Here is a 16,744-nt window from a genome sequence, read left to right as displayed (position 1 = left end):
TTTTTAAATAGTTTGATTATCTAGATTACTCTTTCAAATACGGGCTCAAATCAATAGAATGTATTTGTTGGGGAGTGTTTATAAAGGGCTTTTTTACAGTAGATTCATTCGTTAGATAGAACAATGATCCGTCTTCTGTGGCAATTCCTTCAATCTGATGGAATGGAAGTGCGATTTTAATTTTTCGTTGGTGTCCAGTCGAAAAGTGAGTGTTTTGGTGATCGTATAGTAGGTATAGAAACGGATGAAGCATTTTAGAATATCCGCATAAAATGATTCCTTTTTCAGTAGGCAATACGGTTGCGCCGGTAATCAGTCCTTGTACATTCAATGTTTCTTTAAGTTGTGCAATATAAGTTCCGGGATATTTGGGCAAGCGATACACAGTTGTTTTCTCGTCAGTCCACTGTTTGGTAAACAAATAAATACTGTCTTTTAAAATCACAAAAGCCTCACAGTCAAAATCAGTTGTATTTGCTTTTTGAACCGTAAAATCAGTTTGTTTCGAATAGGAAAATGAAATGGTGTCGATTACAGGAACATTCATTAAAGCCGATTTTTTATCAATTCTCAAAATCTTTAAATCTTTTCGGTTGCCTTTGTAATTGTTTCCAAAATCGCCAATATAGAGATACAAACTATCCTGCGTAATTTCTTCCCAGTCGTTGTTTTTTAGTCCTTGTAGTGTGATTTTTTTCTTGATTTGCCCTTTTTGGTCTAATCCATAAAGAGTCGTATCATGATCGTCATTGTGTGCCCATAATAAATGATCAAAAGCAATTAAACCTGAAGTTTCCGGAATGGAATCGCTTAATTTTTCTGAGAATTGCGCTTTTACTTTTGCAGAAGCGTATTCACAACTGCCATTATTTACCGTAGCTTTTGGATTGAAATTTTTCGCAAAATGATCCGTACATCCCTGAATTTGGGCATAAGAACCAGTCACAAACAGAAAGAAAAGCAGAATTGTTTTTTGCATCACAGTTTTCAAATAGAAATCAAAAGTAAGATATTTAACAATTCCATACTAAAAAGGTTTTGGAGCGAATGATTAGGTTTTTTTGGAAGCAATGTTCCCGCTGTCATTCCAATTCCCGATAAAGAAAAACTACGGCAAAAAAAGCCTTGTTTTCCTAAATCGGGAGATTTTCCCTTCCATCGGGGCTAAAGAGGTTGTATTGTTTTTATCCTCAAAGGTTGTTTTCTCAACAGAAGAGAAATCGCTATAAGTAGCTCGATAATTCTTTTAAAATCAGTTAATATTGCTTATGTATTTGTGCTTTTTTCCTTATATTTGAAATGTAATAAAGATAAATGTCAATCAAAAAATAATGGGTTTGATTAAACAAAAGTTACTTCTGTTTTTTGTTATTATTTCTTCATTTTCTTCATTTTCACAGAAAATAGATTTTAGAAATAATGATTTGGATATGAAGCAAATTTTTAAAACCATTTTTTTGAAAAATGACAGCCTCAAAAAGCGAGAAACTCAAAGTAAAGTAGCTTTTTCATTAATGCCTGCTCCCGATTTAAAGAGTGCCGAAGGAGGATTGGTAGTGTCCTTCGTAACCACTTTTTTTCTGGATAAAAATCATGAAACCACCAAAATGTCTGAAGTTTATTTTACGCCAACGACTAGTTTTACGGGGCAATATTCTTTTCCAATTCAGTCTTATATTTATACCAAGGACAATAAATATAATTTCATAGGCGATTATCGGTTTATGATCTATCCACAATTCACCTATGGTTTGGGCGGTAATAGTACCAAAGACCCACAATCGGAGGTGAATTATCAGCAGATTCGATTTTATCAGTTTGTAAGCCGAAAAATAAAAGGAGATTTTCGTTTAGGATTGGGTTTTCAGTTGGATAACTATCAAGATATTTCCGAAGATTCTAAAATAGCTGAGCCAACTGATTTTACGATATACCAAAAAGGAGATTACTCAAACGAACTTTCTTCAGGAATTGCTTTTCAAGCTTTATATGATTCCCGGAAAAATATTTTGAATCCCACGCAAGGTTATTATTTCGAGGCAGATTACAGGTTAAACAATAGTATTTTTGGAAGTGACACCAATTGGAAATCAATCTACATTGATGCGCGAAAGTATCATTCCTTTAGCAAAACTCGTCATAAAGTTTTGGCAACCAGAGCCTTTTATTGGGTTGTTTTTGACGGAAAGCCCCATTATCTAGATTTGCCAAGTATTGGTTGGGATCGTTATGGTAAAACCGGTAGGGGATTCACCCGTAACCGCTACCGAAGTAATTCCTTATTGTATTTGGAAACAGAATACCGTACTGATATCACAAGAAACGGATTTCTAGGAGCAGTGTTTTATGGTAATTTTTCTTCGGTGTCCAATCTAGATACCTATCATTTTGACAATTGGACTCCCGCAATCGGAGCTGGTTTGAGAATAAAGTGGAATAAACTAAATGATTGCAATCTGGTTTTAGATTATGGTGTCAGCAAAGATGATTGGACTTTTAGAGTGGGGCTTTCAGAGAATTTTTAATTTCTAAAAATTTATTGGTGTTCGACTTTGTGATTAGTAAACATTGTGTCTTTAAGACTTAAAATATATCTTTGGAAAATGCAACTATCCGTCATTATCCTGAACTACAATGTTCGCTATTTTTTGGAACTCTGTGTACTCAGCGTGCAAAGCGCTTTACAAAACATTGACTCCGAAATTATTGTGGTAGACAACAATTCTTCTGACGGGAGTTGCGAGATGATAAAATCTCGTTTTTCAAACGTAAAACTTATTCAGAACCATCAAAATTTAGGTTTTCCAAAAGGGAATAATATAGGAGTTGCCGAAGCCAAAGGAGAATATATTTGCATTCTAAATCCAGATACCGTTGTTGCTGAAGATACATTTGAAAAAGTATTGGCATTTGCCAAAAAACAAAACAATCTTGGAATTGTAGGTGTAAAACTCATCGATGGGACCGGTAATTTTCTGCCCGAAAGCAAAAGAGGAATTCCAACTCCTTGGGTTGCTTTCACTAAGATTACGGGCTTGTATAAACTTTTTCCAAAATCTAAGTTTTTTAATAAATACTATGCGCAGCATTTATCCGAAAACCAAACGGGTGAAGTCGAAATTTTGGTAGGAGCTTTTATGTTCTTGAATAAGGAATTATATCAGGAAGTGGGCGGTTTTGATGAAGATTGTTTTATGTATTCAGATGATATTGATTTGTCTTATAGAATGTTACAAAAAGGAAAAGTCAATTATTATTATCACGAAACAACAGTAATACATTATAAAGGAGAGAGTACTATTAAGGATGGCACTTATATGAAACGATTTCAAGAAGCAATGGAATTTTTCTATAGAAAACATTTTCAGATTTCTTTCCTTTTCTCGGTATTTATGAAAATTGGAATCGTCTTTTTTTCTGTAATAAAAAGAATTCAAGGCAGAGCTAAAACCAAAACTATTCCTGAAAACTATTTGCTTGTGTCCGAATCTGAAACTTTAGCAAAAATAATAGCACATCTTGTCCAAAAAAAGGTTGATTTTCTCAATTGGAAAACAGAAAAAGAGGTAAATTTGTCATCAAATTCAATGAAAAAAGGATTAGAGATTATTATGGATAACGAGTTTGTTTCTTTCAAAGAATGCATAAATATTCACAAAAAGTTTAGAAACAAAGGTGTTACCTTTAGAATTATACCAAAAAACACAGATTTTATCATTGGAAGTGATTCTTCTAATGATAGAGGTGAAATTGTAAAAATCAAGTAAAAATTACATTTAGTGTAATTTATATTAATAATATTTATTAATTTCGCAAACAGAAAATCAAAATCACCTTTTAGATTAACAATATGGCAAGATTTGAATTAAAGCTTCCTAAAATGGGAGAGAGTGTTGCAGAAGCAACCATTACAAATTGGTTAAAAGAAGTTGGCGATAAAATTGAAGCGGATGAAGCTGTTTTGGAAATTGCAACTGATAAAGTAGATTCAGAAGTTCCATCTGAGGTTTCGGGTGTTCTTGTCGAAAAATTATTTGGAAAGGATGATTTGGTTCAAGTTGGACAGACTATTGCTATTATTGAAACAGAAGGAGGAAGTGTTGAAGCGCCAAGTCTAGAAATTACATCATCTATTATCGAAGAAATTCAAAAAACGGTTGAGGTAGCGAAAGAGCATGTTGCGGCTCCTGTTAATTTTTCTGAAAGTGACAAATTCTTTTCTCCTTTAGTAAAAAACATTGCAAAAGAAGAAGGAATTTCTTTAGGGGAATTAGTGAGTATACAAGGTTCAGGAAAAGAAGGACGTGTTACCAAAGAAGATATATTAAATTACGTAAAAAATAGAGGTACGCAAACTGCTGCTGTGGTTTCTGTGCCAGCTAAAACTGTTGAAGCTCCAAAAGCTTCTGTAAGTGCTCCATCTCAAATGGTATCGCCTGTTTCTGTAAATGGAGGGGATGAGATTGTTGAAATGGATAGAATGCGAAAGTTGATTTCAGGTTATATGGTGGCTTCAGTACAAACTTCAGCTCACGTACAATCCTTTATAGAAGTTGATGTTACTAATATTGTAAAATGGAGAGATAAAGTTAAAAATGCTTTTGAAAAACGCGAAGGTGAAAAATTGACCTACACTCCAATATTTATGGAAGCAGTTGCCAAAGCATTGAAAGATTTTCCAGGTATGAATATTTCTGTTGATGGAGATTTTATCATTAAAAAGAAAAATATAAACCTAGGGATGGCTGCGGCTTTACCAAATGGTAATTTGATTGTTCCTGTAATTAAAAATGCGGATCAATTGAATTTGGTTGGTATGGCAAAAGCAGTAAATGATTTAGGAAACCGTGCTAAAATGGGGAAACTAAAACCAGATGATACGCAAGGTGGAACGTATACTGTTACCAATGTTGGAACTTTTGGAAGTGTTTTTGGGACGCCAATTATCAATCAGCCACAAGTGGGTATATTAGCTTTAGGTGCAATTCGTAAGGTGCCTGCGGTGATTGAAACTCCAGAGGGTGATTTTATTGGTATTCGTCAAAAAATGTTCTTATCGCACAGTTACGACCACCGTGTGGTTGATGGTGCTTTGGGAGGAAGTTTTGTAAAACGTGTAGCCGAATATCTTGAGGCATTTGATGTAAATAGAGATTATTAATTCAGTATAAATTGAAAATAAACCCGACAAATTTCTATAGTTTGTCGGGTTTTCTTTTTTTGTGGTTTTTAGTATTGAGTTTAAATGAAATCAATTTCAAATCTTTATATTTGTACCAATTCAAATACAAAAAATGGAACTCAAACTCAATAAGCCAATTTGTTTTTTCGATCTTGAAACTACAGGAATTGATATCGGAAAAGACAGAATTGTGGAAATATCAGTTTTTAAAGTTTTTCCCAACGGAAACAAAGAAAGTAAAACATGGTTGGTGAATCCAACAATTCCAATTCCTCCTCAATCAACAGCTATCCACGGAATCAGTAATGAAAAAGTAGCCAATGAGCCTACCTTTAATGAACTGGCTCCTCAGGTTTATAATATGATTAAGGATAGTGATCTGGCAGGATTCAATTCAGATCGTTTTGATATTCCGTTATTAGCCGAAGAATTATTGCGAGCGGGAGTTGACTTTGATATGAAAAATAGAGTTTCAGTAGATGTGCAAACGATTTTTCATAAAATGGAGGAGAGAACCTTGAGTGCTGCTTTGAAATTTTACTGTGGAAAAGGATTAGAAAATGCTCATTCCGCCGAAGCAGATACTATGGCGACTTATGAAATTCTAATGGCGCAATTGGATCGTTATCCTGATTTGGAAAATGATATGAAATCCTTGTCTGAGTTTACGACCAGAAAAAAAATAGCTGATTTTGCTGGAATGATAGCTTTTGATGCTGATAATGAGGAAATTTTCACCTTCGGAAAGCACAAAGGTGTTAAAGTGGATAAGATTCTCGAAACAGAGCCGGGTTATTACAGTTGGATTCAGAATGCTGATTTTCCATTGTATACCAAGAAAGTTTTAACGGCAATTAAATTAAGGAAACTAAATACGAAATAGGTTTTGATTTGCAAGTTTCAGTTAGTAGTCTGAAATCTGAAATCTAAAATCTGCAATCTAAGTTAAGAATGAAGATCATCTGCATCGGTAGAAATTATGCCAATCATATAGAAGAATTAAAAAATGAACGCCCATCGGAACCGGTTATTTTTATGAAACCGGATTCGGCCGTTTTATTAAAACAACATCCATTTGTGATTCCGGAATTTTCGGAGGACATTCATCATGAAATTGAGCTTATTGTCAAAATAAGTAAGGTAGGGAAATATATAGAACCCAAATTTGCTCATAAATATTATGATGAAATTAGTGTGGGAATTGATTTTACGGCAAGGGATTTGCAAGCCAAGTTGAAAGAAAAGGGTTTGCCTTGGGAAAAAGCGAAAGCATTTGATGGTTCAGCGGTTATTGGAGAATTTTTACCTAAAAGCCAGTTTGTTTCATTGGAAAATGTTACTTTTGAATTAACGAACAATAATATTACAGTACAAAAAGGAAATTCTAATAGAATGTTGTGGAATATCGATGAGTTAATATCGTATGTTTCTCAATTTTTTACTTTGAAGATTGGTGATATTATTTTTACGGGAACACCAGAAGGAGTAGCATCAGTGGAACCGGATGATGTTTTGGAAGGATTTTTAGAAGGACAAAAACTATTTAGAATACAAGTGAAATAATGGCTTTAAAATACAACTTAGCAAAAGTGTACGCACTTTCAGACAATGATCCAGAATTTGTGAACGAAATTTTGAATTTATTTGTTACCGAAGTTCCTGAAGATTTGATGCAAATTGGAGAAGGAATTAAAAAGAAAGATCATAAACATGCATACGCCTTTGCGCATAAATTAAAACCAACACTGGATTTACTTGGTTTAAATGTGGCATTTGAGGAAATTTTGCAAATAGAGGCTTGGACAAAAACAGAAGGTAAAAAGAAGGAAATAATTGAAACCTATAAGAGTGTAAAGTCTCAGGTGAAAGATGCAATTAAAGAGCTAAAAAAAGATTTTGATCTTTAAAAGTCAGTTTTTTAGGTGTTTAATTTTCTTTAAAAATTCAGGACAATACATGACATAATCCACGGCTGTATCAGTGTATGCAGTTGTTGGATTTTTTTTATCTAATAAATCTACTGAATTTTAGAACTGTGTTTGGCGTTTTTCTAACAGATTCTGAAATTGTAGTGTAAACATTGATTATTTTATGAAAGCAGCTATAGTTACCATTGGAGATGAAATTTTAATTGGTCAAATTGTAGATACAAATTCGGGTTTTATCGCTAAGGCCTTAGATAAAATTGGTATCGAGGTTTATGAGATGTTGTCGATTAGTGATTCGCAGGAACATATATTGAATACGTTTTCAAAACTTCAAAACACAGTTGATCTGGTAATTGTAACTGGAGGTTTGGGGCCGACTAAGGATGATGTTACCAAGAAAACTTTTTGTGATTATTTTGAAGATTATTTAATGATTGATGAAGCAGTTCTGGCTCATGTTACTGAATTGATTGAGGGTTATTTTAAGAGAAAAATAACGCAGATTAATAAAGATCAGGCATTAGTCCCTTCAAAAGCAACGGTGCTTCATAATCGATATGGGACCGCTCCTGGATTGTGGATGAAAAAGGGAAATACTGTTTTTGTGTCGCTTCCGGGAGTACCTTTTGAAATGGAATATTTAGTTAAAAATGAGATAATTCCAAAATTGGTAAAAGAATATGAGCGCCCTTATATTTTACATAAGACAATATTAACTTATGGTCAAGGAGAGAGTTTGGTGGCGGAACGTATTGAAAAATGGGAGGATAATTTGCCCTCTTTTGTAAAACTAGCCTATTTGCCTAGTTATGGAAAACTGCGTTTGCGACTCACAGCTCGGGGGACAGATAAAAAAATGTTGGAAGAAACGATATCGGAATGTGTGAATTCGTTAGATGCTATTATTCACGATATTATTGTTGGTTTTGAGGATGATGAAACGATAGAGGTTGTTTTAGGAAGATTGTTGTCTAAGCAAAATCTCACGTTGTCAACTGCTGAGAGTTGTACAGGTGGAAAAATTGCGGAAATGATTGCTTCGGTTCCGGGGGCTTCTAATTATTTTAAAGGGAGTGTCGTGGCTTATGCAACGGAAGTAAAGGTTAATGTACTAGGCGTTCCGGAAAGTTTGATACAAGAATACAGTGTTGTTAGCGCCGAAGTGGCGCGAGCTATGGCTTTGAGCGTGAAAACGTTACTAAAAACAGATTATGCAATTGCAACAACGGGTAATGCTGGGCCAACAAAAGGAGAGACTAGCGCTGATGTGGGGACGGTATTTATTGCATTGGCAACTCCAAATGAAGTTGTTGTTGAAATGTTTAATTTTGGTCAACCACGTGAAAAAGTGATAGATAGGGCTGCTGTTAAGGGGCTTGAAATGTTACTGAAAGAAATTTCAAAAAAAGAGCTATAATTTTTTTGGTTTATAGGTTTATTTTTCTTTTCTTTGCACCCTGATTTTGAATAACGATAAAAGATAAGTATAATGTCAAGAGTTTGTGACCTTACAGGTAAAAGAGCGATGGTAGGAAATAACGTTTCTCACGCTATGAACAAAACTAAGAGAAAATTTTCTGTAAACTTAGTTAAAAAGCGTTTTTATCTTCCAGAAGAAGATAGATGGATTACTCTTAGAGTAGCAGCATCTACGATAAAAACAATTAATAAAAATGGAATCGCTGCAGTTTTGAAAAAAGCGCAGTCAGAAGGATTTATTAAATAATCTTTTCCAAAATAAACAAATAGCAAGATGGCAAAGAAAGGAAATAGAATCCAGGTAATTTTAGAATGTACTGAGCACAAAACTTCAGGTGTTGCAGGAACTTCTAGATACATAACAACAAAGAACAAAAAAAATACTCCAGACAGATTAGAGATTAAAAAATTTAATCCAATCTTGAAAAGAGTTACTGTTCACAAAGAAATTAAATAATAATTAGACATTTTTATTTTTATAAAAATTTCGAATAACATTTGAATCATGGCAAAGAAAACCGTAGCATCGTTACAAACATCTTCTAAGAGATTATCAAAAGCCATCAAAATGGTGAAATCTCCAGTAACTGGAGCATATACATTCGTTGAATCTATTATGGCTCCTGAAGAAGTTGATGAATTCTTGAAAAAGAAATAATTAACTATTACATTTTATAGAAAAGCTACTTTCATTCGGAAGTAGCTTTTTTATTTTCTATATTTACACCTCGAAAATAAAACTACTTTTTTGGAAATTTTTTTAGAGATAAATTAGATTGTTTCTACTGTATTTTTCTTGTTTAAGTTGACAAATGTAAATTACAAACCATAAAACTCCATGAGCTTTTTTAAAAAAATATTTTCTTCAGAGAAAAAAGACTCGAGCCTAAGCGAACAGGCGAAGCAATCATTAGACAAAGGTCTAGAAAAAACAAAATCCACTTTTTTTTCCAAGTTAACCAAAGCTGTGGCTGGAAAGTCAAAAGTAGATGATGATGTTTTGGATAATTTAGAGGAAATTCTTGTTTCTTCGGATGTGGGAGTTAATACAACCCTGAAAATAATTACCCGAATTGAAAAAAGAGTAGAGGTTGATAAATACCTTGGAATTGAAGAACTCAATCAAATTTTGAGAGAGGAGATTGCTGGATTATTATCGGAAACCAATACTGGTGAAGCAACTGAATTTGTTATTCCTGTAAATACCAAACCTTATGTCTTGATGGTGGTTGGTGTAAATGGTGTGGGTAAAACCACAACTATTGGAAAACTGGCGTATCAGTTTAAAAAAGCTGGTTTTAATGTGGTTTTGGGCGCTGCAGATACGTTTCGTGCAGCGGCTATTGATCAATTGCAAATTTGGGCAGACAGGGTAGGTGTACCTATCGTTCGTCAAGATATGGGAAGTGATCCGGCTTCGGTAGCTTTTGATACGTTGCAATCGGCGGTGGCTCAAAATGCCGATATTGTCATTATTGATACAGCGGGTCGTTTACACAATAAAATTAACCTGATGAATGAACTTTCAAAAGTAAAGCGTGTAATGCAAAAAGTGGTTGGTGATGCTCCTCACGATGTAATGCTCGTTTTGGACGGTTCTACAGGACAAAATGCATTCGAGCAAGCCAAACAATTTACTGCAGCAACAGAAGTTTCTTGCTTAGCCGTTACCAAATTAGACGGTACAGCCAAAGGTGGTGTTGTTATTGGTATTTCGGATCAATTCCAGATTCCGGTTAAATATATTGGAGTGGGAGAAGGAATTGAAGATTTGCAGGTTTTTAATAAATACGAGTTTGTAGATAGTTTTTTTAAATAATAATATTCATGGATTTTTCTTCATTAAAAAATGCAAGCCCAATATATTTTTACTTTGTAAGTATTGCGGCTTTTGTGTTGGCAAACATTATCAGAACAACCAGTATTAGTTTTTATTACGTATTGTTAATTGTTGGTTTGGTCTTTTTCTTTTTGGGATTGATTAGAAGGATTAAGAAATAGATAATTTATTTCGGTAGCCATCTGGAATAAAAAAAGTGGTGTTTTGTAATTTCTTAATTATAAAACACCACTTTTTTTTATTCTACTGATACAAAGCACTTATTTTTGTCCAAAGCATTTCGTCAAAATCAGATAGGGCCAGGTTTACGCTGTCTGCAGCATCTCCCATACGGATAACGACCATTTTTTTGCTGGGAACAACATAGATTTTCTGGTCGTTTTTACCCAAAGCCATAAACATATCGCTTGGTGCTGTAGCGATGATGCTTCCTTGAAAAGTAGCTTGTGATTGTGGTAGGTGATAATTAGCTTTACCATTGAGCCACCACAAATAACCATAACCTAAGTTGATATTTTGTGAAGTGTTCGTGGCTTCGTTGAAATAGTTTTCGTTTAGGATTATATCATTTTGCCATTTCCCTTTATTATACATTAGTAGTCCAAAACGTGCCATACTTCTGGTTGTACTGCTGTAAACAATATTGTTGCCAGATGTAAACCAAGCACCATTCATTCCGATTTTGTCTCTTAATTTGGTATTGAAATAGTTACTCCAGGATTGCCTGCTTGCTTGTGCAATGACGTCCTGTAGTTTTACATATACGTTGTGATACGCCCAACGTGTGCCAGCATCGGCTGTGTAGATGAGGGAAGTGGGCGAAACATCATCAGTGGTGTCGTCCAGGCCGGAAGTCATGGTCAGTAGATTTTTGCAGGTGATTAGGTTTTCTTTGGTAAGAGGTGCGCTTGTCCAACCGGTTCCTATATATTGAGATACTTTGTTGTTGATGTTTATGAGATTTTCCTGTTGTGCAATTCCGGTTATCGTTGATGTTAATGTTTTGCCTGCGCTTGCCCAATACCAATTGGAGGCAGCATCGTGTCCGTTGAAATAATTTTCCATTACAATGCGACCATTGACCAAAATAATAAATCCTTTGGAATGCTTGAGTTCTAAATAATCTAAGAGCGGTTGTACAGCTGATTGTTTCCAACCGAGGCTTTCTATGGATTTGGTTTCCCAAGTGGTGCCAACAAGAGGTGGAAAATATAATGTTTCTGTTGGAGTACTAGGTGTGGGTTCCGTATTGTCGGAAGAGCAATTGATACAGGAAAGCGCAAATATGAGTAATAGTATTGATTTTGACATGGTTGGGAAGGTTGGTTTTGGGTAAGACCAAAAATATCAAAAATAGTTTAATGAGAATGTGTTTTTTTATTTTCTTTGGTTTTTTTAAGTTTAACTTTGCGGTATTAACTAAAGATATTGACAAACGGGATGCCCTAGCCCAGATGGAAGCGGTATCTCCCGATTTAGAAAAACAAGGCTTTTTTTGCCGTAGTTTTTTTTAATCGGGAATACAAGTGGACAGCTGGAAATAGCTTCTTAAAAAAGTAATTATTGTATGAAAAAAATAGTTGGTGTTTTGATAGTTGCCCTTTTATTTGTTGGGTGTAAGCAAAAAATAACTTCGGCTGATGTTGCCAAAATTAATGGGTATTGGGAAATTGAAAAAGTAATTTTTGAGGATGGCAAAGAGAAGCAATACGGTATGAATGAATCATTTGATTATTTTCGAATTGATAAAAATAATGAAGGGATTCGGAAGAAAGTGATGCCGCAATTGGATGGGACTTTTTTGGTGAATGATACCTTTGAAAATGTAAGAATACGTTTTGCAGATGACCAAATATTTTTGGATTATAGTACGCCGTATATGAAATGGAGTGAGGAAATACTGACTTTGACAGATGTCGAACTGGTAGTTTTGAATGTAGAGAAAAAGGAATATCATTATAAAAAAACAGGGCCTATAAAGCTCGATGACTATGGCAAAAAGACTAAATAATCAAAGTTCGGTTGGGGATATTTTGAAGCAAATTATTGAAGTAAACAAATTGCAACCTGGAATGGATCAGATTGACGTGAAGGATGCTTGGCGCAATTTGATGGGAAATGGGGTGAACAGTTATACCAATAATTTGGTTTTGAAGGGTTCTACGCTGTATGTTGAGTTGACATCGGCGGTATTGCGCGAGGAATTAAGCCACGGGAAATCGAAGATTATAAAAATGATTAACGAGGAATTACGCAGGGATGTGGTACGTGAAGTGATTCTTAGGTAGCAGAAGGCGGAAGGCAGAAGGCAGTAAGCTGAAGGCAATAGTCAGAATAAGAAGGTAGAATAATTCAGATATAAAAAAATCCCATTCGCAAGAATGGGATTTTTTTATATAATCTGCAATCTGCAATCTGCAATCTGCAATCTGCAATCTGCAATCTGCAATCTGCAATCTGCAATCTGCAATCTGCAATCTGCAATCTGAATACTAGAACTGCTCTCTTCCTGCAAAATGGAATGCGCTTTCGATAGCTGCATTTTCATCGCTATCAGAACCGTGAACTGCATTTTCTCCGATAGAAGTTGCGTATGCTTTACGGATAGTTCCTTCAGCAGCTTCAGCTGGGTTTGTAGCACCAATTAAAGTTCTGAAATCTTCAACTGCATTTTCTTTTTCTAAAATTGCAGCAACAATTGGTCCTCTTGACATGAATTCTACTAATTCTCCGTAGAAAGGTCTTGCAGCGTGTACAGCGTAAAATGCTTGTGCATCTGCAATTGTTAATTGTGTCAATTTCAAAGAAACGATTTTGAAACCACCGTTTGTAATCATTGCCAATATGTTTCCGATGTGTCCGTTTTGAACTGCATCAGGTTTAATCATTGTAAAAGTTCTATTAGTCGCCATTTTTTCTGTGTTTTAAAATTTTGTGCAAAAATATACTTTTTTTATCGAATGATTTTAGCAAATTGTCAATTTAATGGTGATAATCTGTTATTGCTGCGGTTTTTTGCCATTTTAAACTTTAAAAAACATTTTCTTTTTGTAGAAATATCCTAAAAAAATAGACCATAAACCTACATAAAGTATTGCAAACACTAATGAAGCCGTCATAGGATTGTTGAAAAAGGGTTGTACTCCAAAGGCATAAGAATAGTCCAGAAGATTGATTTGTTGGGTTGGTATCTTCGGATTTGGAAACGAAATCATCACCATGGCTTGCGGAATAATTTCGGATAGAAAGAATACAATCATTGGATTGACTCCCCAAATTAGGAATAATTTGGTTCCTTTTTTGTAATCGGCAATGTCTATGCAATAGTATAAAATAGCCAAGAAAAAGGTCGCTAATCCTGCAGTGTATAAAACGTATGAACTGGTCCAAAGCGCTTTGTTTATTGGAAAAATGATATTCCAAAGTTGACCTGATAGGATAAGTGCGATTCCGATAACGGCCATTTTTTTTACCTTTTCCAATTTCAATAATGGGCTGTTAAGCAACTGCCCAATCAGTAATCCAATTAAGCCTGTAGCAATTGCTGGAATGGTGCTTAGTATTCCTTCGGGGTCCCATGTTTTGGTTACTTCCCACATGTGTCCTTTTAACAAAGCGCTATCGACCCAAGCCGCTAAGTTAGTTGCTTTCTCAAGGTTTGTGATTTCGAATCCGGGTGCTGGAACAAGAGTTATGATTGCCCAATAACTTAGCAATATTCCGATAGCTACTAGTAACTGTGTTTTTTGATTCGTTTTTAGATACAAAAGAGAAGCAATGAAATAGACAATTCCGATGCGTTGCAGTACACCTGGAAGTCTCACGATTTTATAGGCCTCGATACCGCTATAGGCTAAGATTAAATAGATAACAAAAACAGCAACTGCTAAATAGGTTTTTAGTTTAGCATTGAAATTCCCCATCAATGCATAGCCAGCTCCAGCGGTTATAATTAAACGTCCAATTACTAATGGAATGCCTTCTAATCCGAAGAGTTGAATTTTTTCGAAAAAGTTAAAAAAGACACCCAAGCAGAACATTCGCAACGACCGCGTTAGTATTTTGTTGAATGTTGTGCTGTCATACGTTTTGGTTGGCATGGCGAAAGAAATAGCCACACCCATGATGAAAATAAAAAAAGGAAAAACCAAGTCGGTAGGAGTACAGCCATGCCATTCGGAGTGCAGTAGAGGTGGATAAACGGTTGCCCAACTACCGGGGTTGTTGACAATGGTCATTAACAAAATTGTTAATCCTCTAAAAACATCAAGCGAAATAAGGCGGTCTTTGGTCATTTTTTTTTAAAGTTACTGCGTTAATGAGATTCTATCCCGATAGCTATCGGGACTGAGTTTTTTTAAAGGGTTAAATTTTTTTGGACTGTTGCTTAAATCTTAGATCCTTAGAATCTCAGAAAACAATAATATTAAAATTTTGTTCTAAAGGTTTGAGTTGACTCATTATTTTCGGAATCAAATGCGCTCCATTTTCTAGATAAAATTCTGAAAAATTAGCTTGACGTTCCTGCAGGCTTTGGTTGGGAAACAATTCATTTTGTAAGTCAATAATGCGTTGCAATTCATCATGGAATTTTCTTTTTTGGGCAATTAGTAATCTTTTTTCAAGTGTTTCTAATCCTTTGGTTTGTTTGATTTCTTGCGCTTTTACAGCTCCTAAGAATGATTTGTCCGTGTGATTAGCGAGTTCCAGAAGTGTCTCGAATTGTTTTTTTAGCGCTTCTTTTTGTTCAGTGAAATCAATCGGGAAATCAGATAGTTTTTGGGTCATTTTATTGACTAAATTGGATTGTTTCGAAAATAAATCAGACCAAGTTAGATTTAATTTGTCGGCTTTCTTGTTTTGTTTTTCGGTTACCAAAAGAGCCGAGTTTCTCAATAACAATATTGGGAAGGTGACTTTTGCGGAAGTGAAAAATGATTTTAATTCAAGCCAATACGCTATTTCCCCGCCTCCGCCAATATAGCATAAATTGGGTAGAATAACTTCTTGGTACAATGGACGCATGATGACATTGGGACTGAATTTTTCTGGGTTACTTTCTAATAATTTGAGAATTTCGGTTTCTGTGAATTTGATTTTCGTATGATTGACTTTATAAACATTGTTTTCGAGAATAATTCGTTCGCGTAAATTGTCTTCAATGTAAAATAAATTGATTTCACGCGGATTCACCTGAACGAAATAATCGTTCATTTTTGTTATAGTTTCGCTAACTGCTTTGAAAGAAGATTGCTGAATCAATTCGTCTTTTATATACGGAATAAAAGAGCGTTTCAAATCGGGATTATCGGCGTCAATAATCACTAATCCCGAGGAACCAAAAAGTTCGTTGGCTAAATATCTTGTGGCATCGGCTAAGTTATCGTGTTTGATATAGGAATCTTCAAATAGTTTTTTGATGGCATTGGCGTTGGTGCTAGAACCTATTTCTAGTGCATATATTTCTAAAAATTCAGCTAAACCTTCGGTAGATAATCTCCCAACCGGACCTGTGCTTTCTTTGTTCCATCTGAATTTTTTTCCTTTGAAACTAAAATAATTTATTTCCTCAAAATCATGGTCTTCTGTTGCCATCCAATACACAGGAACAAAATTATAGTCATGATATTTCGCTTTTAATTCTTTGGTTAAAGTAATAGTCGAAATGATTTTATACAAAAAATACAACGGTCCGCTGAATAAGTTGAGCTGATGTCCTGTGGTAATGGTGAATGTGTTTGGATGGTTTAAGAGTTCAATATTGCTTAATGTTTCAGCAGAAACGTTTAATTCTGTATATTGATTTTTTAAAACATTTACTAAAGTCTGTCTTTTTAAATTGCCATTGAAATTGTTTTTTTTCTCATCAATTTGTTCTTCAAAGTTTTCGAGAGTAGGAAAGCGATGGTATAAAGAAGCTAATTCAGTTTTTTGATTTAAATAATCATTCATCAAAGGAGAGAAATACCCGGAATTTTGATAGCTGATACAGTCGGTTGGCATATTGTTTTTATTTGTTGCTAAAGTAGCAAAAATATTGCAAGAGATTGTTTAAATGTTTTCTTTTGAGGTACAACTTTATCTTGAATTCATGAATATTTATTAGAAATAGTGAGATGTAAATTGGTCTCTTTTTTTAGCTAATCTTTAAACAAAGTAAAACTAATTCATCAAACAGGACTAAAATGAAAAAGCAACTCAATTGAGCTACGGTCTGGACACATCTCTAAAAAGCATCCAGCCTTGCATAATTGCGGCGAATTTTTGAAGACCAATCCAAAAGGTTGTGATGCCAGGTTTTCTCTCTGAAAGATA

The 16,744-nt window shown here is 34.7% G+C and carries 18 protein-coding genes; 13 read left to right on the top strand and 5 right to left on the bottom strand.

The features are described 5' to 3' along the window. Positions 1-25 precede the first annotated feature (25 nt). Positions 26-979 carry a T9SS C-terminal target domain-containing protein gene (locus KZH69_RS19105; RefSeq protein ID WP_219319076.1) on the bottom strand — a complete coding sequence of 318 codons (954 nt, stop codon included), beginning with the start codon at positions 977-979 and terminating at the stop codon, positions 26-28. 451 nt (positions 980-1,430) lie between these two features. Here KZH69_RS19105 and KZH69_RS19100 point away from each other — a divergent pair, with 451 nt between their 5' ends. The 11 genes from KZH69_RS19100 (at position 1,431) to ftsY (ending at position 10,408) form a co-directional block, all read left to right on the top strand. Next, a complete protein-coding gene (locus KZH69_RS19100) occupies positions 1,431-2,525 on the top strand; it encodes a BamA/TamA family outer membrane protein (RefSeq protein ID WP_219319075.1) in 1,095 nt (364 codons plus the stop codon). Positions 2,526-2,603: 78 nt separating this feature from the next. Then, complete coding sequence (locus tag KZH69_RS19095) at positions 2,604-3,767, top strand: glycosyltransferase family 2 protein (RefSeq protein WP_219319074.1); 1,164 nt, start codon at positions 2,604-2,606, stop codon at positions 3,765-3,767. Positions 3,768-3,850: 83 nt separating this feature from the next. Continuing rightward, a complete protein-coding gene (locus tag KZH69_RS19090; RefSeq protein WP_219319073.1) occupies positions 3,851-5,161 on the top strand; it encodes a dihydrolipoamide acetyltransferase family protein in 1,311 nt (436 codons plus the stop codon). A gap of 133 nt (positions 5,162-5,294) precedes the next feature. Continuing rightward, entirely contained in the window at positions 5,295-6,065 is a 771-nt protein-coding gene (locus tag KZH69_RS19085) for a 3'-5' exonuclease (RefSeq protein WP_219319072.1), read from the top strand. A gap of 68 nt (positions 6,066-6,133) precedes the next feature. Further along, positions 6,134-6,745 (top strand): fumarylacetoacetate hydrolase family protein, encoded by a 612-nt coding sequence (locus KZH69_RS19080; protein ID WP_219319071.1) that lies wholly within the window; start codon positions 6,134-6,136, stop codon positions 6,743-6,745. Then, entirely contained in the window at positions 6,745-7,089 is a 345-nt protein-coding gene (locus KZH69_RS19075) for an Hpt domain-containing protein (RefSeq protein WP_219319070.1), read from the top strand. The genes KZH69_RS19080 and KZH69_RS19075 overlap by 1 nt, the downstream gene beginning before the upstream one ends. Before the next feature lie 184 nt (positions 7,090-7,273). Continuing rightward, positions 7,274-8,527 carry a CinA family nicotinamide mononucleotide deamidase-related protein gene (locus KZH69_RS19070; RefSeq protein ID WP_219319069.1) on the top strand — a complete coding sequence of 418 codons (1,254 nt, stop codon included), beginning with the start codon at positions 7,274-7,276 and terminating at the stop codon, positions 8,525-8,527. 72 nt (positions 8,528-8,599) lie between these two features. Then, a complete protein-coding gene (gene rpmB / locus KZH69_RS19065) occupies positions 8,600-8,836 on the top strand; it encodes a 50S ribosomal protein L28 (protein WP_024980263.1) in 237 nt (78 codons plus the stop codon). A 27-nt stretch (positions 8,837-8,863) separates the two neighbouring features. After that, complete coding sequence (gene rpmG, locus KZH69_RS19060) at positions 8,864-9,046, top strand: 50S ribosomal protein L33 (RefSeq protein WP_017495179.1); 183 nt, start codon at positions 8,864-8,866, stop codon at positions 9,044-9,046. 48 nt (positions 9,047-9,094) lie between these two features. Continuing rightward, complete coding sequence (locus KZH69_RS19055; protein ID WP_100429907.1) at positions 9,095-9,247, top strand: DUF4295 domain-containing protein; 153 nt, start codon at positions 9,095-9,097, stop codon at positions 9,245-9,247. 180 nt (positions 9,248-9,427) lie between these two features. Continuing rightward, positions 9,428-10,408 carry a signal recognition particle-docking protein FtsY gene (gene ftsY, locus KZH69_RS19050; RefSeq protein WP_219319068.1) on the top strand — a complete coding sequence of 327 codons (981 nt, stop codon included), beginning with the start codon at positions 9,428-9,430 and terminating at the stop codon, positions 10,406-10,408. Positions 10,409-10,672: 264 nt separating this feature from the next. Here ftsY and KZH69_RS19045 read toward each other — a convergent pair whose 3' ends face one another. Beyond that, complete coding sequence (locus KZH69_RS19045; RefSeq protein WP_219319067.1) at positions 10,673-11,740, bottom strand: serine hydrolase domain-containing protein; 1,068 nt, start codon at positions 11,738-11,740, stop codon at positions 10,673-10,675. Between the two features lie 256 nt (positions 11,741-11,996). Between KZH69_RS19045 and KZH69_RS19040 the strand changes: the two genes are divergently transcribed. Together KZH69_RS19040 and KZH69_RS19035 are read left to right on the top strand one after the other, a co-directional pair. Then, positions 11,997-12,440, top strand: a complete 444-nt coding sequence (locus KZH69_RS19040) for a lipocalin family protein (protein ID WP_219319066.1) — start codon at positions 11,997-11,999, stop codon at positions 12,438-12,440. Further along, a complete protein-coding gene (locus KZH69_RS19035) occupies positions 12,421-12,717 on the top strand; it encodes a DciA family protein (RefSeq protein ID WP_219319065.1) in 297 nt (98 codons plus the stop codon). Before KZH69_RS19040 ends, KZH69_RS19035 begins: the two co-directional genes overlap by 20 nt. Before the next feature lie 204 nt (positions 12,718-12,921). Here KZH69_RS19035 and KZH69_RS19030 read toward each other — a convergent pair whose 3' ends face one another. The 3 genes from KZH69_RS19030 to bshC all read right to left on the bottom strand — a co-directional run bounded on the left by KZH69_RS19030 (position 12,922) and on the right by bshC (position 16,432). Beyond that, a complete protein-coding gene (locus KZH69_RS19030; protein WP_219319064.1) occupies positions 12,922-13,341 on the bottom strand; it encodes a nucleoside-diphosphate kinase in 420 nt (139 codons plus the stop codon). A 111-nt stretch (positions 13,342-13,452) separates the two neighbouring features. Then, positions 13,453-14,724, bottom strand: coding sequence for an acyltransferase family protein (locus KZH69_RS19025; protein WP_219319063.1), 1,272 nt, complete (start codon positions 14,722-14,724; stop codon positions 13,453-13,455). A gap of 115 nt (positions 14,725-14,839) precedes the next feature. Next, positions 14,840-16,432 (bottom strand): bacillithiol biosynthesis cysteine-adding enzyme BshC, encoded by a 1,593-nt coding sequence (gene bshC, locus KZH69_RS19020; protein WP_219319062.1) that lies wholly within the window; start codon positions 16,430-16,432, stop codon positions 14,840-14,842. Positions 16,433-16,744 lie beyond the last annotated feature (312 nt).

The organism is Flavobacterium taihuense, assembly GCF_019351435.1.
Lineage (GTDB): Bacteria > Bacteroidota > Bacteroidia > Flavobacteriales > Flavobacteriaceae > Flavobacterium > Flavobacterium taihuense.
This window is presented reverse-complemented; position numbering and strand designations above follow the sequence as displayed.